21 protein-coding genes are annotated in these 21,399 nt (G+C 66.9%); 4 read left to right on the top strand and 17 right to left on the bottom strand.

Annotated features, from left to right (window positions below):
* The first annotated feature begins 363 nt into the window (after positions 1 to 363).
* Entirely contained in the window at positions 364 to 636 is a 273-nt protein-coding gene (locus PCJ21_RS02445) for a glycine zipper domain-containing protein (protein WP_269929784.1), read from the top strand.
* Between the two features lie 284 nt (positions 637 to 920).
* Entirely contained in the window at positions 921 to 1,070 is a 150-nt protein-coding gene (locus PCJ21_RS02440) for a hypothetical protein (RefSeq protein WP_269929783.1), read from the top strand.
* Positions 1,071 to 1,279: 209 nt separating this feature from the next.
* On the opposite strand, the gene PCJ21_RS02435 is transcribed toward PCJ21_RS02440, so the two are convergent.
* From PCJ21_RS02435 to cobA, 9 genes are all read right to left on the bottom strand, one after another.
* Positions 1,280 to 1,729 (bottom strand): RrF2 family transcriptional regulator, encoded by a 450-nt coding sequence (locus tag PCJ21_RS02435; protein ID WP_269929782.1) that lies wholly within the window; start codon positions 1,727 to 1,729, stop codon positions 1,280 to 1,282.
* Between the two features lie 168 nt (positions 1,730 to 1,897).
* On the bottom strand, positions 1,898 to 2,926 hold the full coding sequence (locus tag PCJ21_RS02430; RefSeq protein WP_269929781.1) for a sulfate/molybdate ABC transporter ATP-binding protein: 1,029 nt from the start codon (positions 2,924 to 2,926) through the stop codon (positions 1,898 to 1,900).
* The gene (gene cysW, locus PCJ21_RS02425; protein WP_269929780.1) at positions 2,923 to 3,831 is read right to left on the bottom strand and encodes a sulfate ABC transporter permease subunit CysW; all 909 of its coding nucleotides are present in this window, start codon (positions 3,829 to 3,831) and stop codon (positions 2,923 to 2,925) included. The genes PCJ21_RS02430 and cysW overlap by 4 nt, the downstream gene beginning before the upstream one ends.
* A gap of 1 nt (position 3,832) precedes the next feature.
* Positions 3,833 to 4,654, bottom strand: a complete 822-nt coding sequence (cysT, locus tag PCJ21_RS02420) for a sulfate ABC transporter permease subunit CysT (RefSeq protein WP_269929779.1) — start codon at positions 4,652 to 4,654, stop codon at positions 3,833 to 3,835.
* Positions 4,655 to 4,737: 83 nt separating this feature from the next.
* Entirely contained in the window at positions 4,738 to 5,724 is a 987-nt protein-coding gene (gene cysP / locus PCJ21_RS02415; protein ID WP_269929778.1) for a thiosulfate ABC transporter substrate-binding protein CysP, read from the bottom strand.
* Positions 5,725 to 5,916: 192 nt separating this feature from the next.
* Positions 5,917 to 6,927: a nicotinate-nucleotide--dimethylbenzimidazole phosphoribosyltransferase gene (cobT, locus tag PCJ21_RS02410; protein ID WP_269929777.1), complete on the bottom strand. Its 1,011-nt coding sequence runs from the start codon at positions 6,925 to 6,927 to the stop codon at positions 5,917 to 5,919.
* Between the two features lie 24 nt (positions 6,928 to 6,951).
* Positions 6,952 to 7,710, bottom strand: coding sequence for an adenosylcobinamide-GDP ribazoletransferase (locus tag PCJ21_RS02405; protein ID WP_269929776.1), 759 nt, complete (start codon positions 7,708 to 7,710; stop codon positions 6,952 to 6,954).
* A 1-nt stretch (position 7,711) separates the two neighbouring features.
* Positions 7,712 to 9,025: a cobyrinate a,c-diamide synthase gene (locus PCJ21_RS02400; RefSeq protein WP_269929775.1), complete on the bottom strand. Its 1,314-nt coding sequence runs from the start codon at positions 9,023 to 9,025 to the stop codon at positions 7,712 to 7,714.
* Complete coding sequence (gene cobA / locus PCJ21_RS02395; RefSeq protein WP_269929774.1) at positions 9,022 to 9,807, bottom strand: uroporphyrinogen-III C-methyltransferase; 786 nt, start codon at positions 9,805 to 9,807, stop codon at positions 9,022 to 9,024. Before cobA ends, PCJ21_RS02400 begins: the two co-directional genes overlap by 4 nt.
* Before the next feature lie 53 nt (positions 9,808 to 9,860).
* Here cobA and PCJ21_RS02390 point away from each other — a divergent pair, with 53 nt between their 5' ends.
* Positions 9,861 to 10,976: a cobalt-precorrin-5B (C(1))-methyltransferase gene (locus PCJ21_RS02390; protein WP_269929773.1), complete on the top strand. Its 1,116-nt coding sequence runs from the start codon at positions 9,861 to 9,863 to the stop codon at positions 10,974 to 10,976.
* On the opposite strand, the gene cobM is transcribed toward PCJ21_RS02390, so the two are convergent.
* Genes cobM through cbiE form a run of 3 tightly spaced genes read right to left on the bottom strand, consistent with a single transcriptional unit; the run spans position 10,943 to position 13,316 of the window.
* Positions 10,943 to 11,707 carry a precorrin-4 C(11)-methyltransferase gene (gene cobM / locus PCJ21_RS02385; RefSeq protein ID WP_269929772.1) on the bottom strand — a complete coding sequence of 255 codons (765 nt, stop codon included), beginning with the start codon at positions 11,705 to 11,707 and terminating at the stop codon, positions 10,943 to 10,945. The genes PCJ21_RS02390 and cobM overlap by 34 nt on opposite strands.
* On the bottom strand, positions 11,704 to 12,090 hold the full coding sequence (locus PCJ21_RS02380; RefSeq protein WP_269929771.1) for a cobalamin biosynthesis protein: 387 nt from the start codon (positions 12,088 to 12,090) through the stop codon (positions 11,704 to 11,706). The genes cobM and PCJ21_RS02380 overlap by 4 nt, the downstream gene beginning before the upstream one ends.
* The gene (gene cbiE / locus PCJ21_RS02375; protein WP_269929770.1) at positions 12,087 to 13,316 is read right to left on the bottom strand and encodes a precorrin-6y C5,15-methyltransferase (decarboxylating) subunit CbiE; all 1,230 of its coding nucleotides are present in this window, start codon (positions 13,314 to 13,316) and stop codon (positions 12,087 to 12,089) included. Before cbiE ends, PCJ21_RS02380 begins: the two co-directional genes overlap by 4 nt.
* 185 nt (positions 13,317 to 13,501) lie before the next feature.
* Here cbiE and PCJ21_RS02370 point away from each other — a divergent pair, with 185 nt between their 5' ends.
* Positions 13,502 to 14,266, top strand: a complete 765-nt coding sequence (locus tag PCJ21_RS02370; protein WP_269929769.1) for a cobalt-precorrin-6A reductase — start codon at positions 13,502 to 13,504, stop codon at positions 14,264 to 14,266.
* Here PCJ21_RS02370 and PCJ21_RS02365 read toward each other — a convergent pair.
* From PCJ21_RS02365 to PCJ21_RS02345, 5 genes are read right to left on the bottom strand one after another with little or no spacing between them, the layout of a single operon-like run.
* Complete coding sequence (locus PCJ21_RS02365) at positions 14,230 to 14,994, bottom strand: precorrin-3B C(17)-methyltransferase (protein ID WP_269929768.1); 765 nt, start codon at positions 14,992 to 14,994, stop codon at positions 14,230 to 14,232. The genes PCJ21_RS02370 and PCJ21_RS02365 overlap by 37 nt on opposite strands.
* Entirely contained in the window at positions 14,991 to 15,743 is a 753-nt protein-coding gene (locus tag PCJ21_RS02360) for a precorrin-2 C(20)-methyltransferase (protein WP_269929767.1), read from the bottom strand. Before PCJ21_RS02360 ends, PCJ21_RS02365 begins: the two co-directional genes overlap by 4 nt.
* Positions 15,740 to 16,372 (bottom strand): precorrin-8X methylmutase, encoded by a 633-nt coding sequence (locus PCJ21_RS02355; protein ID WP_269929766.1) that lies wholly within the window; start codon positions 16,370 to 16,372, stop codon positions 15,740 to 15,742. The genes PCJ21_RS02360 and PCJ21_RS02355 overlap by 4 nt, the downstream gene beginning before the upstream one ends.
* A 2-nt stretch (positions 16,373 to 16,374) precedes the next feature.
* Positions 16,375 to 17,679 carry a precorrin-3B synthase gene (cobG, locus tag PCJ21_RS02350; protein ID WP_269929765.1) on the bottom strand — a complete coding sequence of 435 codons (1,305 nt, stop codon included), beginning with the start codon at positions 17,677 to 17,679 and terminating at the stop codon, positions 16,375 to 16,377.
* Complete coding sequence (locus PCJ21_RS02345) at positions 17,676 to 21,320, bottom strand: cobaltochelatase subunit CobN (RefSeq protein WP_269929764.1); 3,645 nt, start codon at positions 21,318 to 21,320, stop codon at positions 17,676 to 17,678. Before PCJ21_RS02345 ends, cobG begins: the two co-directional genes overlap by 4 nt.
* Positions 21,321 to 21,399: the final 79 nt, after the last annotated feature.

The raw sequence follows: 21,399 nt of genomic DNA, 5'->3' as shown, positions 1-21,399 counted from the left end.
ACCCATGCGGTGCGAAGTCGTTTTGACGACTGGGAGGATACGTCATGAAAACGAGCCGCCGCATCACGACGCGCCGGCGGATCGGGCAAGGCCCAGCCTCGAGGCCTGGGATTGCGGTTGGCCGGCATGGCAGGTCGATCGGACTTTCGTTCGCATAACGCCTCGAGCCTCCGGTAGAAATGCCGCTGCAGTGCCGAGGCCCGCATGCATGCTGCTCCGCGTGCCGCCACGGGCCTCCAGCTTCGTCAGATACTGTTGCGGCCCGGAGATGCCGCATCACCGGCGGCGCAGCGCGATGGATCGTTTTTCGCCTCCGTGCATTGTAGGGCGGTGGGGACTGCAAACATTTTCGGAGTGACGGTAATGAAGAACCTGGTTTTGTGTCTTGCGCTATTGGTGCCGCTGGCGGCCTGCACGGCGACCGAGCAGGGGACCGCGATCGGTGGTCTCAGCGGCGCGGCCATTGGCAGCGCTGTCGCAGCGCCTGGAAATCGTGCTGAAGGCGCGCTTGTCGGTGGCGCCGTTGGTGCCGTTGCCGGTGCGCTGATCGGCAGGGCAAGCGAGCCTAATCAGTGCCGTTTCCGCGATCGCTACGGTCGCACGTATATCGCGGCTTGCCCGCGCGGATATTACTGATTCCACCGATGCGGCGGCGTCCCGATCTGGGCCGTCGCCAGTTGCCTTCGTGGTATTGTTGTTTTTTCAATGGGTTGCGGGCCAGATGTCTTGCCCTGCATTCGCTTGCGTCAGAGCGTTCGCTACCCGCGATGGCGTCCATGGACGCCATTGCGCGACGGCTTGCGCAGCGAGAATTTGCTCACATCGTCCGTTGGCCGGCAAAGCTGTTCCACAATTTTGCCAAAATTAGCAATCGACAAAGTCTATTATTTTTATAGACTAACGGCATGATGGAGATTGCGATGGCACAGACCCAGTATCTCTCGAACAGCCGTAGCGCTGGAGCCGCGGCTATTGGCAAGCCGGCGAGCCTTGCCAAACTGGCTTCCTACCTGTTCTTCACGGTTTCGTTCGGCTTCACCGCAGCGCTCGTGCTCGGCCTGATCCACTAGGGTCAGTACTCAATCAGCTGTATGATGTTGCGCTGGGTGGGCGGCAATCGAACCATTGCTGCCACAACATCAGCCAGGTGCTCGTTGGGCCGGATGGTCATTCCCACGGTGCGAAAGGCGCTGCGCCGCCATGAGCCGACGGCGCCACATCGGCGCGGCCAGCCGGCGGTGTTACGCCAGGTCGTTTGAGACGCCCGGAAGCGAGCGGTTCAGGCGTGATGCAGCGTTTCGGCCAGGATGTCGTCATTGGCGGCATCCCGCACCTGGGCGAGGCTGCGGTTGTCGAGCACGCCGGCAATGGCTTGCCGCACCTCGAGCATCATGTGCCTGATCTGGCAGGTTGCCTCGTCGCAGTCGTCGCAGGGCTGGTACTGGGTTCGACTGGCGCAGGGGATGGGCGCCAGCGGCCCGTCGAGCACGCGCACGACATGGCCGATCTTGATCTCCGCGGCAGGCTTGGCGAGGCGGTAGCCGCCGTCCTTGCCCTTGCGGCTCTGGACGAAACCGGCATTGCGCAGTTCGCCCAGTATGGCGTCGAGGAACTTTTTCGGAATCTTGTTGGCGGTCGCGATGTCGCCGACGAAGGCGAGCTGGCCGGCTGGCAGTTGGGATAGGTGGACGAGGGCCTTGAGGCCGTATTTGCCTTTTTTAGTCAGCATGGTGAACGCGTGTCATCGGCTTCGGCTGCGCTGCAGCGTGAGGTTGCTGGCCGAGGATAACGATTCGTCCCCATCGCATTCCGGCTTCACCAGAGATAAATTCCACAGACTTGATATACAAGCCGAAACACGTTGATTTTCCGTAAGTTTTGCGGCCTTCGATGCGAATCAGCGCGTCGCGTAGACCTTTGCGCGCTCGATGGTGATGATGCCCTGTTCGCGGGCGCTGACCTGGGTCTCGGGGGCCACATCGAGCTCCACCGCTTCGCCGGCTGCGGTCAGCGCCAGGATGCGCCGTCCGGCTGGCCGGTCGATGACGCGGGCGACGGTCGCGGCGATGCCATTGCCGTCGCCGTCGCTGCTCCAGCCAAGATCGCTCGGACGCAGGAAGATTTCGACCGGGCCGTCGGCGAAACCGGGGGCAGGGATCTGGGCTTCGCCAAGGCGCGCGACGCCGCCGGAGACCGCGGCGGAGAAGCGGTTGGTGTCGCCCAAGAAGTTCATCACAAACGCCGAAGCGGGGTTGCGGCAGACCTCTTCGGGCGTGCCCTGCTGGACGATCTGGCCCTTGTCGAGGATGACGACACGATCGGCGAGGTCGAGCGCCTCTTCCTGGTCGTGGGTGACGAACAACGTGGTGATGCCGAGCTCCTGATGGATTTCGCGCAGCCAGCGGCGCAGGTCGCGGCGCACATTGGCGTCGAGTGCGCCGAAGGGTTCGTCCAGCAGCAACACCTTGGGATCGACGGCAAGCGCCCGGGCAAGGGCGACGCGCTGGCGCTGGCCACCCGAGATCTGGCCGGGAAAGCGCTCGCCGAGGCCGTCAAGCTGGACCAGGCGCAGAAGGTCAACAACGCGGGCGTCAATGGCCGACTTGTCGCGGCGCACCTTCGACACCTTCATGCCGAAAGCGATGTTTTCGGCCACCGTCATGTGCGGGAACAGCGCGTAATGCTGGAAGACGAAGCCGACGCCACGGTCGCGCACCGGAATGTCCGTGGCATCTTCCGCGCCGAAATAGATGTGGCCGGCATCGGCATATTCGAGGCCGGCGACCATGCGCAGGATGGTGGTCTTGCCCGAGCCGGACGGCCCGAGCAGGGCTACCAGTTCGCCACTTTCAATCTCCAGAGACACTCCATGGACGGCACGGAAGGTCTCGAAGGTCTTCACGACATTGTCGAGGCGGATTTTCATGACGAGACCTCAGCGGAAGCGGTTTGGGGAGCGGCGGCGGGTGCGGCAAGTGACGGGCGGCGGCGGGCGCGTCCCGCGCCCTGGCGTTCGAGCAGCACCTTGGCGACGAGCGTGACGACGGCGAGCAGGGCGAGGATCGAGGCGGCGGCGAAGGCGCCCGCTGTCTGGTAGTCGTGGTAGAGCAGTTCGATGTGCAGCGGCAGCGTGTTGGTCTGGCCACGGATATTGCCGGAGACGACGGAGACAGCGCCGAATTCGCCCATGACGCGCGCGTTGCACAGCACCACGCCGTAAAGCAGCGCCCAGCGGATGTTGGGCAACGTGACCGAGAAGAAGGTGCGCCAGCCGGACGCGCCGAGCGAGGTGGCGGCTTCTTCCAGATCGCGCCCCTGCGCTTGCATCAGCGGAATCAGCTCACGAGCGACGAAGGGAGCGGTGACGAACATCGAGGCGAGCACGATGCCGGGCAGGGCGAACAGGATCTTGATGTCGGCCGATTCGAGCGCCGGGCCGAACAGGCCCTGCAGGCCATAGACGAAGAGATAGGCGACGCCGGCGACGATGGGCGAGATCGAGAACGGAATCTCGATGACCACGAGCAGGAGGCGGCGGCCCCGGAAGTCGAACTTGGTGATCGCCCAGGCAGCGGCGACACCGAAGGCGGTGTTGATGGGGACGGCGATCAGTGCGGTGACCACCGTCAGCCCGATGGCGTGCAGGGTGTCGGGGTTGGCGATTGCCGCCGCATAGACGGCAAGGCCTTGTGAAAAGGCCTGGTAGCCGATGACGGCGAGCGGGGCGATGATGACGATGGCGACCAGCGCCAGCACGATGCCAATCAGGGCGCGGCGGAAGACAGGCGCGTCGCCGACGCGGGGCGGGCGGCCGTTGACGGGTGCGCTCATCTCAGCCTCTTGCCGTGTAGCGCAGGGCGCGCGCCTGCAGGATGTTGGTGACGGCGAGCATCAGGAAGGCGGCGATGAGCAGCACCGAGGCGATGGCCGCGGCCGCCTGGTAGTCGTATTCCTCGAGCCGGATGAAGGCGAGCAGGGCGGTGATTTCGGTCGACATCGGCTGGTTGCCGGCGATGAAGATGATGGCGCCGAATTCGCCGAGACTGCGGGCGAAGGACAAGGACAGGCCGGCGAGCAGCGCGGGCGTGAGCAGAGGCAGGATGACCCGCACGAAGATGGCGCGATCGCTGCCGCCGAGCGTCTGGGCGGCTTCTTCGAGCGCGGGGTCGAGGTCCTCAAGCACCGGCTGCACGGTGCGCACAATGAAGGGCAGGCTGGTGAAGGCCATGGCGACCATGATGCCAAGCGGCGTGTAGGCGACCTTGATGCCGGCCTGGGCGAGCACCGAGCCGAACCAGCCGTTTTCGGCAAACAGCGTGGTCAGTGCGATGCCGGCGACAGCCGTCGGCAGGGCAAAAGGAAGATCGACGAGCGCGTCGAAAAAGCGGCGCCCGGGGAAGCGGTAGCGCACCAGCACCCAGGCCAGCGCCATGCCGAAGACAAGGTTGAAGGCAGTCGCGCCCAGCGCGGAGAGGGCGGTGACGCGATAGCTGGCGACAGCGCGCGGCGATGAGACGATGCGCCAATAGTCCTCGAAGCCGAGACTGGCCGCCTTGAAGGCAAGCGCGCCGAGCGGCAGCACGACGATGATCGAGACGTAGACGAGGGTGATCCCCAGCGCCAGGGGAAAGCCCGGCAAGATGCGGCGCGCCACTGATATGCCTTCCTTCGAAACTTCAACGAGGAAAGCCGGCGTAGACCGGCTTTCCAATTTTCAACAGCAGGGGGAGGTTACGGTCAACGCTCGCCGTAGATCTCTTCAAGCAGGCCGCCCGAACCGAAATGTTCCTTCTGGACCTTGTCCCAGCCGCCGAACACGTCTTCGACGGTGACGAGGCGAACCTCGGGAAACTGGTCCTTGAATTCGGCGGTGACCGCCGCGTCGTGGACGCGGTTGCCGTGCTGGGCGGCGATGCGCTGGCCTTCGGCGGCGTAGAGGAAGTCGAGGTAGGACTTGGCCAGATCGCGCGAGCCGCGCTTGTCGACGACCTTGTCGACGATAGCGACCGGGAACTCGGCGAGCAGGCTGACCGAGGGGATGACGCTCTCGACCTTGTCGGAACCGTATTCCTTGGCGATCGAGCGGGTCTCGGCCTCGAAGGTGATCAGCACGTCGCCGATGTTGCGCTCGACGAAGGTGGTGGTGGCGGCGCGGCCACCGGTGTCGAACACCGGCACGTTGTCGAACAGCTTGGCCACGAACTCCTTGACCTTGGCGTCGTCGCCTTTGAACGCCTCCTTGGCGTAGGCGGTGGCCGCGAGATAGGTGTAGCGCGCATTGCCCGAGGTCTTGGGGTTGGGGAAGATCACCTTGACGTCGTCGCGGACGAGATCGGACCAGTCCTTGATGCCCTTGGGGTTGCCGGCGCGGACGAGGAAGGACGGCAGCGAATAAAAGGGCGAAGCCTGATTGGCGAAATCCTGCTTCCAGTCGTCCGATACAAAGCCGTTCTTGACCAGGAATTCGATGTCGGTGACCTGGTTGAAGGTGACGACGTCGGCTTCAAGCCCCTCGACGATGGCGCGCGCCTGCTTGGAGGTGCCGGCATGCGACTGGTCGACGGTGATGGCGGCATTCTTTGCGATGAAGGCGGCGTTTTCAGCGGCAAACAGCTCGCGGGCGACGTCATAGGATGCGTTGAGCAGCTTGTCTGCGGCATTGGCCTGCAGTGGGCCGGCGAGGATCGCAGCGACAGCAGCGCCGACGAGTAGGTAGCGTTTCATGGGGGCATTCTCCTGAGACAAGCGGCAAATGGCTAAACTTTGCCGCAAGATAATCGGGAGCCCGTGTCAGGTAGAGGCAGAGGCCAGTTGCCTCTGCTGCATAAGAGGAAATTTTCTTCTCTTGGTTTGCGCGGTGGAAGAAATCATTTTCCACCGCTTCGGTCGTGGCGCAGCCCGGCCAGAAATTCCAGACTATTTGTCGGAGACGCCGGCTTCGGCGAAGCTCGCCATTCTCGCGTGGCATTCGAGCGCCGAACGAACGAGGTTGACCGCCAGGCAGGCGCCCGATCCCTCGCCGAGGCGCATGCCCATGTCGAGCAGCGGTGCAAGCTGAAGGGCTTCAAGCAACTGGCGGTGGCCGGCCTCGGCCGAGACGTGCGCGGACAGCGTGTGCGCGAGGCCTTCGGGGTGGAGCTTGGCCAGCGGCGCAGCTGCTGCGGTGACGACGAAGCCGTCGAGCAGGACGGGCACATTGCGGTGGCGCGCGGCGAGCGTGGCGCCAAGGATGGCGGCGAGCTCACGGCCGCCGAGATTGGCGGCCACCGCCAGTGGATCGGCAAGGGTTGCGGCGTGACGGGCGAGGCCGGCGTCGATGGCGGCGAACTTGCGCGAGAGGCCGGTGTCATCGACGCCGGTGCCACGTCCGGCCCAGTCGCGGCCGGTGCCGCCGAACAGCCCTGCAGCGATGGCCGCTGCCGGGGTGGTGTTGCCGATGCCCATCTCGCCGAAGCAGACGAGGTCGAGATCCGGCGTCACAGCGTCGTAGCCGGTCGAGACAGCAGTGAGGAAGTCGGCTTCGTCCATCGCCGACGCCTGGGTGAGATCTCCGGTCGGACGGTCGAGTTCGAGCGGGATGACCGCGAGCTCGGCACCGGCGAGGCGTGCAAGCTGGTTGATGGCAGCACCCCCGCCGGCGAAATTGGCGACCATCTGGACAGTGACTTCGGACGGGAAGGCCGACACGCCTTGCGCCGTGACGCCATGATTGCCGGCAAAGACGATGACCTTGACCTTGTCGAGCCTGGGCATGTCGCGACCCTGCCAGCGGCCGAGCCAGGCGGCGATGGATTCGAGCTTGCCGAGGCTGCCGCGCGGCTTGGTCAGCGTGTCCTGGCGGCGGGCGACGGCGTCTGCGGCAGCATCGCTGCCGGCCGGCAGGTAGAGGCAGGCTTTGCGCAATTCATCGAGCGATTTGAAGGCCATGGCAGCGAATACTCCAAAACAGAATCAAGCAAGGATGGCAGATGCGACAAACAGCAGGGCGATTTCGGCCAGTTGCTGCAGGGCGCCGATGGTGTCGCCGCTCTGGCCGCCGATCTGGGCGAGGCTGAGCTTTCTGAAGGCGAAGAAGAGGATGGCGAGACAGAGCGCCGCGACGACCGCGCCCTTGAGGCCGAGGAAGAGCAGGCCGACCGCGCCGATGGCGAGGGCTGCGATCACGACCCCGTCGGTAACCGCGCCGACGCCGGCTGCAAGACCGTCGACGCGCGCCTGCGGCAGGTGACGCATGAAGGCAGGGATTAGCGCGCGCGAGCCGACATGGGCGGCGACGAGGGCGGCGAAGACCGGTGCCGGATCTTCGATTTCGACGATCGCGCTCCAGCGCGCCAGGATGGCAAGCACCAGTGCTGCCGCGCCATAGCTGCCGATGCGGCTGTCACGCATGATCTCGAGCTTGCGCTCGCGCGTGCGTCCGCCGCCGAAGCCGTCGGCAGTGTCCGACAGACCGTCCTCATGCAGGCACCCGGTGACCAGCATCGTGGCGGCGATTGCCAACGCTGCGGACGGTCCCTCGGCGAGGCCGAGGGCATTGCCGGCAGCGAAGACGAGCCAGGCCAGGAGAGCCACAGCGAAGCCGACCAAGGGTGCGGTCCAGATGGCGTCGGCGAACGAGCGGTCCTTGACCTCGAAATGCGGCAGCGGCAGCCGCGTGAAGAACACGAGGCCGATGCGGATGTCGTCGAAGATCGTCCCCGGGGTGCTCATCTCAGCTCTTGGCGATCGCGTGGAAGAATGTGCCGGTGACGTGGCCGCGCCGACCGCCGAAGCTGCCGAGCGGATTGCCCTGGCCATCGGCCAGTTCGCCCAGAGGCGTGTCGTCGCCACGCTCGACCGTCTGGGCATAGTGGAATTCGTGGCCACGGATGACGCTGCCTGTGCCTCCGAGCGGGCAGGGTGCCGAAAGCCTCGCCTGGCGGTAGCCGAGGTTCATCTTGCGCTTGGCGAAGCTGGTGGCGTGGCCGAGCAGGCCGAGCATGGGGTGCGTCAACCCCTCTGCGTCCTCGATGCTCTCGCCCAGCACCATGAAGCCGCCGCACTCGCCGTGAACCGGGTTGGTTTCGGCGAAACGGCGTGTGCCAGTGAGAAAATTGCTGGCGGCGGCGAGGCGAGCGGGATGCAGCTCGGGATAGCCGCCCGGAAGCCAGCAGACGTCGCAGGAGGAATCTGGCGCCTGGTCGGCGAGCGGCGAGAACGGCACAAGCTCTGCCCCCATGGCGCGCCAGTGGGCTGCGATATGCGGATAAAGGAAGGTGAAGGCGGCATCTTGGGCCAGCGCTATGCGCTGGCCGGGGGGCGGCAGGGCGTAGGATTGATCGCCTGATAGCGGTTCGAGCGGGGTTGCCAACTCGATGATCGCGTCGAGGTCGAGCGAGCGCTCGACCATGTCGGCGAGCTTGTCGATGTGGGCGATCAGATCGGCGTGTTCCTCGGCCTGGACGAGGCCGAGATGGCGTTCGGGGATCGACAAGGTCGGGTCGCGCAGGATGGCGCCGACGACGGGCAGGCCGAGCGCTTCGATGGCGTCGCCGGCAAGCTTGCGGTGGCGGTCACTGCCGAGCCTGTTCAGCACGACACCCGCGATGCGGACATCGGGGTCATAGGTGGCAAAACCCTTGGCGATGGCGGCCGATGTCTGCGACTGGCCGGAGACGTCGAGCACCAGCAGCACCGGCAGGCCGTAGAGGCGGGCGAGGTCGGCTGCCGCACCCGAGCGGCCTTTCTCCGAGGGAATGCCGTCGAACAGGCCCATGGCGCTTTCGAGGATCACCATCTCGGCTTCGGACGATGCATCGGTGGCAAGCGCGTTGAGCAGCGACGGCGCCATGGCCCAGCTGTCGAGATTGACGCCGGGCAGGCCGGTGGCGGCAGCGTGGAAACCGGGATCGATGTAGTCCGGCCCCGATTTCGCGCCGCGCACCTTGATGCCGCGCCGCGCGAGCGCGCGCAGCAGGCCGATGGTGACGCTGGTCTTGCCGGAGCCCGAGCGCGGCGCGCCGATGATCAGCCCACGCGCCGTCATTTTTGCCCCATCAGCTCGGCGCGCAGCGCAACGATGCCGCCGACCACGATGAGGGCCGGCGAGACGACCTGTTCGCGCTCGGCGGTGGCGACCAGGGTGCCGAGCGTGGCGGTGACCGTGCGCTCCTCCGGCGTCGAGGCGTTCTCGACGAAGGCGGCTGGTGTGTCGACCGACAGGCCACCGCGCATCAGATCGGCCACCGTCTCGGCCATGTGGGTCAGGCCCATATAGATGACGATGGGCTGGCCGGTGCGGGCAAGGGCCGCCCAGTCGGGCCGGTCGTCGCTGACCGCCGCAAAGCCGGTGGCGAGGATGATCGCGCCGTTGACGCCGCGCATGGTGGCGGGGATGCCTGCGGAGGAGAGACCGCCGAAGGCCGAGGTGATGCCAGAGAGCACGCGCCAGGGAATGTTCTCTCGGGTCAGCACCAGCGCTTCCTCGGCGCCGCGGCCGAAGACGAAGGGGTGGCCGCCCTTGAGCCGCACGACCTTGCGGCCTTCGCGCGCCAGTTTCACCAGAAGCGCATTGATGTCACCCTGCGGGATCGACAGCCGGCCGCCGCGTTTGCCGACGAAGAACTTTTCCGCCTGCTCGGCAACCGCGACGATTTCGGGCGACACCAGCGCGTCATGCACCAGCGCATCGGCCTGGGCGAGCGCCGACAGCACGTCGAGCGTCAGCAGGCCAGGATCGCCGGGACCGGCGCCTGCAAGCCAGACGTGGCCCGGTTCCAGCACGTGTTGCTTGTAGTTCAAACGCGCGATAGCGCTTTCGAGTGTCATGCGTGTCGCTTTCGCCGATGACGCACAGGCTGTGCCAGCCTATAGATCGCGTCATGAATGAAGAAGATCGTCCGCTCAAGCGCGGCTGGACCACCGGAGCCTGCGCCACTGCTGCCACAAAGGCGGCGTGTCTGGCATTGAAGACGGGGCAGTTTCCCGACCCGGTGGAGATCGTGCTGCCGGGCGGCCAGAACGTGTCCTTCGCGCTGGCGAAGAGCGAGCGCGGCGACGGCTGGGCGATGGCCGGCATCGTCAAGGACGCCGGGGATGACCCTGATGTCACCCATGGCGCGCTGGTCATGAGCACGGTGCGACCTGGCGCTGCCGGCAGCGGCCTTGTGTTCAAGGCGGGCAAGGGCGTCGGCACGGTGACGCGGCCGGGCCTGCCGATCCCGCCGGGCGAAGCCTCGATCAACCCGGTGCCGCGCAAGATGATCGCTGGTGTCGTGGCCGAGGTGCTGGGCGAGGGCGCCGACGTCGAGGTGGAGATTTCCGTCGCCGGCGGCGAGGAGATGGCGCTCAGGACGCTCAACCCGCGCCTCGGCATTCTCGGCGGAATTTCGATCCTTGGGACGACGGGTATCGTCATTCCCTATTCCTGCTCGGCCTGGATTCACTCCATCCATCGCGGCGTCGACGTGGCGCGCGCCATGGGCTTCGACCATGTCGCCGGCTCGACCGGCAACGCTTCCGAGATGGCCGTCCAAAAATTCCATGGTCTGCATGAGGTGCAGCTGATCGACATGGGCGATTTCGTCGGCGGCATGCTGAAATACGTCCGCGCCCATCCGGTGCCCAAGGTGACGATCGCCGGCGGCGTTGCCAAGATGACCAAGCTGGCGCAGGGCCTGCTCGACCTGCATTCGAGCCGCGGTTCGGCCGATCTCGACGGCTTGGCGGCAATCGCGGTCGAGGCTGGCGCTGACTCCGAACTCGAAGCCCGCATCAAGGGCGCCAACACGGTGGCCGAGGCCTTCATCGAGGCGAACAAGGCCGGCATCGCCATCGGCGACGCTGTCGCCGCTGCGGCCTGGCGCACGGCGGCAAGCGTGTTCGACAATTCCGAGATCGCGATCGAGATCCTGGTCTTCAACCGCGAGGGGGAGCTGATGGGGCATGCGCCCTTCGCCGCCTCTCATAGCCCGTCGCGACCCCTGAAGCGGCGCTGATAATAGGCGTCGTAGAGCGAGCTTTCGCGGAAATCCTCTGCCGCCAGCGACTGGCCGACGAAGATGATGGCGGTGCGCTCGATCGGATCCTTGGCCAGTTCAGCCGCAATCGTCGACAGCGTGCCCCTGACGATGCGCTCGTCCGGCCAGGAGGCGCGGAAGACGACAGCCACGGGGCAATCCGGGCCGTAATGCGGGGTCAGCTCCGCCACGACCTGGTCGATGGCGTGGATCGACAGGTGGACGGCAAGCGTGGCACCGGTGCGGCCGAATCCGGCGAGCGTTTCGCCCGGAGGCATCTTCGAGGCGCGGCCGGAGGTGCGGGTCAGCACCAGGCTCTGGGCGACCTCGGGAATCGTCAGCTCGCGCTTCAGCGCGGCAGCAGCCGCGGCGAAGGAGGGGACGCCTGGGGTCAGCGTGTAGGGAATCCCGTGCTTCTCCAGCCGGCGGATCTGCTCGGCAACCGCGCTCCACACCGAGAGATCGCCCGAATGCAGGCGGGCAACGTCGTGGCCCGCCTTGTGGGCGGCGATATACTCGGCCTCGATCTCGTCGAGCGACATCGGTGCCGTGTCGACCAGCCGGGCATCGGTGGGGCAGTAGGTCAGAAGCTCCGGCGAAACGATGGAACCGGCATAGAGGCAGACCGGGCAGGAGCCGAGCAGGCGGCTGCCGCGCACGGTGATGAGGTCTGCCGCGCCCGGGCCGGCGCCGATGAAATGAACGGTCAAGCTGTGGCTCCAGAAGTGGCGATGGCGCAGGTGGCTGGGCCGACTGATATGCGCGGGCCGAGCAGGGTGGCGTCCGCACCGGCGGCGGCGAGCGCCGACGCTTCCGAGACCGATGGCGTGCCCGCCGCTTCCTGCGAGGCTTGCGAATGGCTGAGCGTGCGGGGCGCGGCGCCGGCCAGCGACGCGTTGTCGACGACGAGCAAGGGCAGGTCGAGGCGGCGCGCGGCGGCGAGGATGCCGGGTTCGTCGCGTTTGAGCGTTGCGGTTGCTAGTGCCGAAAGTGCCGTGACCGCAAGGCCATGCGCTTCAAGCGCGGTCTCGATTGCCGAAAGAATGTCCTCGTGCGCCGCGCCCTTGCGGCAGCCAATGCCTGCGACCATCATGGCTTCACCCAGCTCCATTGCGTGACCGGCATAGCCGGCCGCCAGCCGGTCATCGAGCCAACAGGGGCGGCGCGGGAGACTTGAAGGCGCAGAAGCTCACCGCCAATCGCGGCATGGCGCGACAGCAGCAGCGTTTCCATTTCGAGCGTGACGGCGTTGGCGACAAGGCGGCCGCCGGATCGAAGCGCTGCGATTGCCGCATCGAAGACGCCCGCGTCCGAGCCGCCGCCGCCGATGAAGACGACGTCGGGCGTGGGCAGGCCGCCGAGCGCGTCAGGTGCAGCACCTCGGACGACCTTCAAGCCGGGCACGCCAAAGGCGACTGCGTTGCGCGCGATGCGGTCGGCGCGGTCGGTGTTGTGTTCGATGGCGATGGCGCGCAGCGAGGGGTGGCTAAGCAGCCATTCGATGGAAATCGAGCCCGAGCCGCCGCCGATGTCCCACAGCAACTCCCCACGGCGCGGGGCGAGGGTGGACAGGGTCACCGCGCGGATCTCGCGCTTGGTGATCTGGCCGTCGTGTTCGAACAACTCGTCAGCGAGACCCGAAGCCAGCGGCAGGATTCGCGCTTGCGGTTCCGATTCAAGCTCGAGCGCCAGAACGTTGAGCGGATTGATGTTTTCGACATCGAAAGACGCCGCGACAGTGGTGCGGATGCACTCATTTTCACCGCCGAGCGCTTCAAGCACCGTCAGCCGCGACAAGCCAAATCCGCTGTCAGCGAGCAACGCTGCGATCTGGGCCGGTGCGTTGCCGTCGGAGGTGAGCGCGATGATGCGCGCGCCCTGGTGCAGGCGCGGGCGGAGCAGGTCGATGGCGTGGCCGTGCAGCGATATCGTTTCGACATCCTGCAGTGCCCAGCCCAGCCGCGATGCGGCGAGCGAGAAGGCGGACGGGGCAGGCAGGACACGCATTTCGGCCGGCGGGACTACGCGGGCTAACGTGACGCCGACGCCGTGCAGAAACGGGTCGCCGGAGGCGAGCACGCAGACGTTTTCGCCACGCAGGGCGACGACGTCGCGCATTTCGCTGTCGAAGGGCGTTGGCCAGGGTCGCGCTTCGCCCTTTATCAGTTCTCCTGCGAGCGCCAGGTGGCGCTTGCCGCCGAAGACGTGGCTTGCTGCTGAGATCGCTCGCTTGGCCTCGTCGCCGAGACCCGCTACACCGTCCTCGCCGATGCCGACCACTGTCAGCCATTTTTGCTCTGGGTTGCGTGGTGTTGTCATGTCGCGCTGCCCTTCATCCGCCTGCCGGCACCTTTTCCCGGCAGGCGGGGAGAAGGGAGAAGCGGGGGCGCCGCCGCCTTCTTGACAGACAAAATGGACAATCGGCTGCGTTGAAGAACCCCTCTCCCCGTCCTTACGGGGAGAGGGTAAGGGTGAGGGGCAGTTTCCCTCGAACACGGACGATCATGAAGACGGTATTGATCCTGGGCGGAACCACCGAAGCGCGACAGCTTGCTGCCAGGCTCGCGGCTCGTGGCGATCTCGACATCACGCTTTCGCTGGCGGGCCGGACCGAAAACCCGGTTGCCCAGCCGGTGCCGGTTCGAACAGGCGGTTTCGGCGGTGCGCAAGGGCTGGCCGATTGGCTGGCCGGGCACAAGACCGATCTCCTGATCGACGCCACGCATCCTTATGCGGCGCGCATCTCGGCCAATGCGGCGGAGGCGTCGCGCATTGCCGGCGTGCCGATCCTTGCCCTGCGTCGCCCGGGTTGGGAGCCGGTCGACGGCGACCGCTGGACGCTGGTGGACGATGCCGAAGCGGCTGTCGATGCACTGGGCGAAGAACCGCGCCGCGTGTTCCTGGCACTCGGCCGGCAGGAGGTGGCGGCCTTCGAGCGCGCTCACCAGCATGGCTATGTCATCCGCAGCGTCGATCCGATCGAACCGCCGCTCGGCGTGCCCGATGCGACCTACATCCTGGCGCGCGGGCCGTTTCGCGAAGCGGATGAAAGGGCGCTGCTCGAAGCGCAAAAGATCGACGTCATCGTCGCCAAGAACAGTGGTGGGCAGGCGACCTACGGCAAGATCGCGGCGGCGCGGCAGCTCGGCATCGAGGTGATCCTGTTCCGCCGGCCGCAGCTTCCCGAGGTACTGTCCGCACCTGATGTCACCGCGATGGCCGAAATGGTCGATCATTTTGTCGCCCCGGCGGAAAAGCGCGGCGTGTAGACCAGCGGGCGCTTGCCGTCGCGTTCGATCAGGCGCGTTTCAGGCGAGCCGATGACGACGCAGGTCGCCATGTCGGCCTTGGCCGCGTCGGCTTTGGCAAGCGAAAAAACCTCGATGCGTTCGTCGGGCCGGCCGGCGGCGCGGCCGAAGATGACGGGCGTTGCGGCAGGCAGGTGGTTGCGCAGTGTTTCCAGCGCGCTGCCGAGTTGCCAGGGGCGTGCCTTGCTGATCGGGTTGTAGAGCGAGATGACGAAACCCGCCTCAGCGACCGCGATCAGGCGGCGCTCGATCAGGTCCCAAGGTTTCAGATTGTCCGACAGGTTAATGGCGCAGAAATCGTGGCCGAGCGGCGCGCCGACGCGGGCTGCGACGGCCAGCATGGCGGTGACGCCGGGAACGACCGATAGTTCGATGTCGCGCCATTCCCTGGGGCCGGCCTCGATCGCCTCGCAGACGGCTGCGGCCATGGCGAAGACGCCGGGATCGCCACCCGAGACGACGGCAACCTTGTGGCCGCTTGCCGCCATTTCGAGGGCGGCGTTGGAGCGCGAAATTTCCTCGCGGTTGTCGGAGGCGACGCGCGTCTGGTCGGGTCGCAGGTCGAGCCGGTCGAGATAGGGCTTGTAGCCATAGAAGAAGCTGGCCTCAGCAACCGCCTGGCTGGCTTCCGGCGTGACCTGATCCGGATTGCCGGGGCCGAGGCCGATGACGACGAGGCGGCCGCTCAATTGTCTGCTCCCGGCTTGCCTGCCCATCCAGGCACCAAGACGATGGCGAAATAGGGCGCCTTGTCGTCCGTCTTGTCGACCAGCTTCATGTGCTGGGTGTTCGGCATGGTGCCGCGCTCGACATAAAGCGCGCGGCCGAGCTTGCCGGTCGCTTCCAGCGCCTTTCGGATCTTGGGCAGGTTGCGGCCGACCTTCATGATGACGGCGGCGTCGGTGTCGGCGAGGCGGCGGGTGAGCTCGAATTCGCTCATCGTGCCCGGCAGCACCGACAGCACGTCGTCGCCCTGGACGATCGGCACGCCTGTTTGAGACCAGCAGCCGGACATGGCCGTGACGCCGGGGATGACCTCGGTCGGGTAGAGATGCGACAGGCGCACATGCAGGTGCATGTACGAGCCGTAAAACAGCGGGTCGCCCTCGGACAGGATCGCTACCGTACGGCCCCGGTCGAGATGGGCGGCCACTGATTGCGCCGATTCCTCATAGAAGCCGGTGATCGCGGCCCGGTAGTCGTCGTGGTCCTTGTCTATCTCGGTGGTGACTGGATAGACGAGCGGCAGCTCGATCACGTCGTCGCGGAAATGCGCCTCGGTGATGGTGCGGGCGTTGCCGTTGGCGCCGCGCTTGGCGAAATGCGCGATAACGTCGGCCTCGGCCAACGCGCGCACGGCCTTGACCGTCAGCAATTCCGGATCGCCGGGTCCGGTGCCGACGCCGATCAGGCGGCCCTTTGCAGCGTGGGCGCTCATACGCCGGGCCTCGCCAGCGAGTTGAGGGCTGCCGCGGTCATGGCGCTGCCGCCGAGGCGGCCGCGGACGATGGCATAGGGCACGCCATAGGAGTTTTCGGCCAGCGCGTCCTTGGATTCGGCCGCACCGACGAAGCCGACCGGCATGCCGACGATGGCGGCAGGCTTGGGCGCGCCGTCGCGCAGCTTTTCGAGCAGGTAGAAGAGTGCTGTCGGCGCATTGCCGATGGCGACGACCGAGCCGGCGAGCTTGTCGGCCCAGAGGTCGATCGCGGCGGCGGAGCGGGTGTTGCCGATCTCCTTTGCGATTTCGGCCGTGCGCGGGTCGCGCAGAGTGCAGATCACCTCGTTGTCGGCGGGCAGGCGGGCGCGGGTGACGCCACGCGCCACCATCTCGGCGTCGCAGAAGATCGGCGCGCCGGCCTGGAGGGCGCCACGCGCGGCGGAGACGAAATTTTCGGAGAAGACGAAATGTTCGGCCGCTTCAACCAGGCCGCAGGCGTGGATCATGCGCACGGCGACGTCGGCCTCATCCTCGGAGAAGCGCTTGAGGTCGGCCTCAGAGCGGATGATGGCGAAGGAGCGTTCGTAGATGGCCGTGCCATCATGGATATAGTCGTAGGCGGCCATGTTCATTCCTGTGCCAGAGCTTGCGCGAGGCGCTTTGCGCCCAGCCTTGCGAGGCAGGCGGCGGCATTTTCGTCCGGCTTGCGCTCTTGGGCGAGCAATTTCGTGAGGCGGCCCATGCCGCGCGCGGCTTCATAGCCTGCGGTGTAGGCCGCCGGAAGGCCCTTCGCCGTTCCGCCGACGACAAATACAGCACCCTTTTCGTCACCGACGATGGTGAGCGTGGCAGGGCCGGGATGGGCGCAGCCCTTGGCGCAGCCGGAGACATGCAGCGAAAGCGTCGGGTCGAGGCTTTCGCCGAGGTCTGCTGCGATCTCGGCGGCGACGTCGCGCGCGGCGATCATGCCCGAGGCGCAGGCTGGCGCGCCAGGGCAGGCGGCGATGCGGATGCGCGGGTCGGAGGGCGAGGTGACGAAGCCGAGGGTTTTGGCCGTGGCGATCAGGGTGTCTGCGGCGGGGGGGGCGAGGCCCATGACCAGCAGGCTGCGACCGGGGGCCGCGCGGATGCCGGCGGCGTCGGCGTCCGTAGCTGCCCGGCAGAAAGCGATCAGCGTCGTGGCGTCGATGCTGCCGAAGGGAAGGGCGATGCCGAGGGCGATTCGGGAATCGGCGAGGGGGAGGATTCCGATGGGGGATGAACTGGTTGCGCGGGACTGCTCAAATCTTGATTCATCCGCCCCCGCTCCAACGCGGAGATCGCGCGCGCGGCCTTGCCGGCCGAGTTCTGAGATGGATCGCAGGATGCCGAGCGTGGCCACGCGGGCTGCATCCGAGCCGAATTCGCCGACCAAACGCGCCGAGGCCGCATCGCCTCCCACAGACAGGCGCCAGCGTTCTGCATTCAAGGCGACAAGCCTGACATCGCCCATGATGGCGCCGAGCTTGATCTGACCGCAGCCATCGACGATGACAGACACCTTCGGGCCGAGCCGCGTGGCAAGGCCTGCCTCGGCAATGGCCAACCGGATGGCTGCGGCCAGCGGAGCGGGATTGGCGATCTCCTCGGGATCGATGCTGGCGAGCGGGCTCGTATCGATAGGCACGCCGGTGCGCACCGGGATGCCGAGCACATCGACCTCCGCGGCCAGCAGGCAGGCGCTTTCCGCCGTCAAGCCCCTGATCTGGATGCTGCCGCGCGCGGTGACTTCGACGATGCCGTTGCCATGACGCTGGGCGGATTCGCAGAGTCCGATCAATGCCTTGGGCGCGATTTCATCAGCAAGCGGGTTGAGGCGCACCAAGTGGCCATCGCCAGTCTGCATCGGCGCTGATAGGGCCGGACAAGCGCCGCGGCGTGAGAAGCTGGTCATGCCGCGACCTCCTTCGCCGATGCTTCGGCGATCAAAGCCGCGAGATCGTCGTCGACGGAATTGCGCAGTGGGTGCCAGAGCCCGCGCCGGCGTGCGGTGGCAAAACGCTCGGCGATGAATTTTGCTGCGGCGGGATTTTCGCGCAGAATGAAGTCGCGCACGTCGTCATTGCCGACATAGGCGTCGTGGACGGCCTCGATCAGCGCGCCCGGAATGGCGTTGGTGGTTTCGGCGAAGCCGATCAGCCGGTCGACCGTCTCGGCGAACTCGGAGGCGCCGCGCGGGCCATGGCGCATCTGGCCGGCGATGAAGCGGGCGTTGGTGGCGCGCGCCCTGACGACGCGGCCGACGGCCTCGGTGACCGAGCGCGGCCGGGGCCTCTGCGGGTCCGAGGTGTCGAGAACGATGACGTCGGCATTCCTGCCGAGCGTTGCCAATGCTGCCGTGAAGCCGCCGATGAAGGCGACATCGGCGGAGCCTTCGAGGATATCGCGGCCGGGGTCGTCGCCGGTATGCACAAGCAAGTCGGCCTCGGCGATGCGGCCGGCAAAGGCGCCGGGCGCGGAAATGCCTTCGCCGTCGGTGCCGCCATAGGCGTGGGAGGCGGCGTCGAGATAGGCGCGGCCGAGTTCGTCGCGCGTGGCCCAGTTACCCGACGACAAAAGGTCTTCGAGGCCGGCGCCATAGGTGCCCGGCGATGAGCCGAAGATGCGCGGCTCGACCTTGCCCGAAGCGCGGGTGCTCGCAGCCAACGGGTTTTCGCTATCGTCCTCGTCGCGGATTGCGACGGCGCGGGCAGCGGCGTCGACCAGCGCGATCTGGGTCGGGAACATGTCGCGGAACAGGCCGGAGATGCGCCAGGTGACGTCGACGCGCGGCCGGCCGAGCGCTGCCGGCGGCAGCACTTCGATGCCGGTGACGCGGCCGGTGGCAGCGTCCCATTGCGGCCGGCAGCCCATCAGCGCCAGGCCTTGCGCGATCTCCTCGCCACCGGTGCGCAGCGACGCGCTGCCCCACAGGTCGATGACCAGCGCGCGCGGCCAGTCGCCATGGCTTTGCAGGTAGCTGCGCATGACCTCGTCGCTGGCTGCCTTGCCGAGGTCGAAGGCCGTCGGTGTCGGCATTGTGCGCGGGTCTGATGTGAACAGGTTGCGCCCTGTGGGCAAAACGTCGGTGCGGCCACGCGCCGGCGCGCCCGAAGGGCCGGCCTTGACGTGGCGGCCGTCGAGAGCGGCAATCAGATTGTTGCGCTCGGCTTCTGCGCTGGCGCGGCGGGCTGCGTCAGGCTCATCGGCTTCGGCGCGGCCATAGATGTGCAGGCCGTCCTTGATTGCGAAATCCTTGAGGTCGCAAAGCCAGGCGTCGATGCGGCGCAGGGCTTCGTCGGGCGCGTCGGTCCCGGCGACGCCGGCCTCGGCGGCAAGGCCGGTCTGCGACGCCGTCTCGACGATGAGCTTGGCCAGCCGGTCGCGGCGGCGGCGGTCGAGGCCGTCGGCCTGGGCGTATTCGTCGACCAGGCGCTCGAGTTTCTGCTGGTGTTCGTCGAGGCCAGCAGCGGCGAGCGGCGGCGGCAAATGGCCGAGGGTCACGGCTGCAATACGGCGCTTGGCCTGGGCTGCCTCGCCGGGATTGGAGACGATGAACGGATAGACCACCGGCAGCGAGCCGGTGACGATCTCGGGAAAACAGTTTTGGCTCAGCGCTACTGCCTTGCCCGGCAGCCATTCGAGCGTGCCGTGGGCGCCGACATGGACGATGGCGTGGATGCCGAGCGATTTCCGCAGCCAGAGGCCGAAGGCGAGCAGCGCGTGGCGCGGCGGCAGCGTCGGGTCGTGATAGTCGGCGCGGCGGTCGGCCGAGCGGCCGCGGTCGGGGGCGAGGGCAACGGTGATGTTGCCGAAGGTGACGGCACGGAAGGGGAAGGCGAGTTGCCCCTCGCTGCGGTCGAACTGCCCCTCACCCTTACCCTCTCCCCGTAAGGACGGGGAGAGGGGGGCGTCGGCGTGGCGGACCTGATCGGATACGAGGGAGCGCGCGTCGATGGCATCGGCGTTGCGGCCAGCTTCTTTCTCCCCGTCCTTGCGGGGAGAAAGTCCGGCAGGGGATGAGGGGCGGCGCGACGGCGCGGGTGTGGCTTCCTGCGCAGCTTCCCCCCAGGCCGCTTCAACGGCGTTCCTTGCCTCATCGGGCAGATTGGCGGAAAGCGAGACATAGTCATTGAGCGCCAGCCCATGCCCGCCAGACTCGATCAAATCGAGCAATGCGCGCGGCGATTCCGGAATCGATTCAACGGTGTATCCAGCCTGCTTGAAGTCGTGCAGCATGGCGAGCACGCTTGATGGTACGTCGAGGCCGACGGCATAGCCGGTACGGCCAGGGGCGCTGGGGTAGTCGGGGACGAGGATCGCCAGCTTGCGCTTCTCGGGCGGCGTTTCGCGCAGCCTGAGGTGTGCGGCGATGCGTCGGGCGACCTGCTCGACGCGGTCCGGCTCGGGCCGGTTGGCGAAGGCGCGGAAGCCGAGCGCCGGGTCGACCTCGCTCTCGGCCTTGAACGAAATGGCGCCGGCAAGGATGCGGCCGTCGAGCTCGGGCATCACCACATGCATGGCGAGGTCGGCGGGTGCCAGACCGCGCGGGCTGCCTTCCCAGGCTTCGCGGCGGGTGGTGGCGACGATGACCTGGAATACCGGCACCCCGGCCCGGTCGAACAGCGTTTCCGAGCCTGGTTCGGCACCCGCGGCGAAGGCCGTGGCGGTGACGATGGCTGCGGGGTTGAGCTGCGCCAGCGCCGTTTCGACGAAGGCGAGGGAGGCTTTGTCCTTCAGGCTGGAGACGAAGATCGGGACGGGGCGGAGGCCTTGTGTTCTCAGCGCCTCGACCAGCGCGTCGATGGGGGCGACGTCGGCTGCCAGCAGCATCGAGCGGTAGAAGAGGATGGGGATGATTGGAATGTTACCCTCCCCCTTGTGGGGAGGGTCGATCCGCGCAGCGGAGCGGGGTGGGGGTGAAAGCGTTTCGTCAGATACCCCCACCGTCGGGCCACCCTCCCCACTAGGGGGAGGGTAAAGGGCTGGCGTCTCAATCACGCCCCGCTCAGGATCGTAGAAACCAGCCTTCGGTACGGCGACCGGTGCGGCGACGACGCCTTTGCCACCCGCCAGTCCGGCCAGCCGCGCCACCAGCGCCTTCATGTTCTCCGGTCCGCCCTCGCGGAAATAGCCGAGCAGGGCGTCGAGTTCGGCGCGCGGTAGTGTCGAGGCTTCGATCAGCCTGAAATCCTCGTCATGGCTTTCGCCGGGCAGCAGCGCCAGTGCGATACCCTTTTCGCGCGCCAATGCCGCGAGTTGGTCGCAGCCGTAGCGCCACCAGTCATGGCCGCCGAGGATGCGGACGAGGATGACCTTGGCGTGGCTCGCGACACTGTCAATCCAGAGGTCGACCGACATCGGGTGGCGGAGGTCGCGCAGGCTGGCGAGCCGCATCGACGGCAGATTTTCCGCATCGGCCTTCCAGGCGCTCGCCAGGCCGGCCAAATCGCTGTCGGTGAAGGACAACGCCACTACATCCGCAGGCTTCTGCCTGAGGTCGACCGGTTCGATGAGGTCGTCGAGCGAGGCGGATGTGGTGGTGAGGATGTGCATCAGCGCGCCTCGCCGGAGGTCGCGCGAAATGTCCCCCTCATCCGGCCCTTCGGGCCACCTTCTCCCCGGTGGGGAGAAG

It is taken from the genome of Aminobacter sp. HY435, from assembly GCF_027568395.1.
Classification (GTDB): Bacteria; Pseudomonadota; Alphaproteobacteria; order Rhizobiales; family Rhizobiaceae; genus Aminobacter.
The sequence above is the reverse complement of the archived record's forward strand: the minus strand, read 5'-3'. Positions and strand labels throughout refer to the sequence as shown.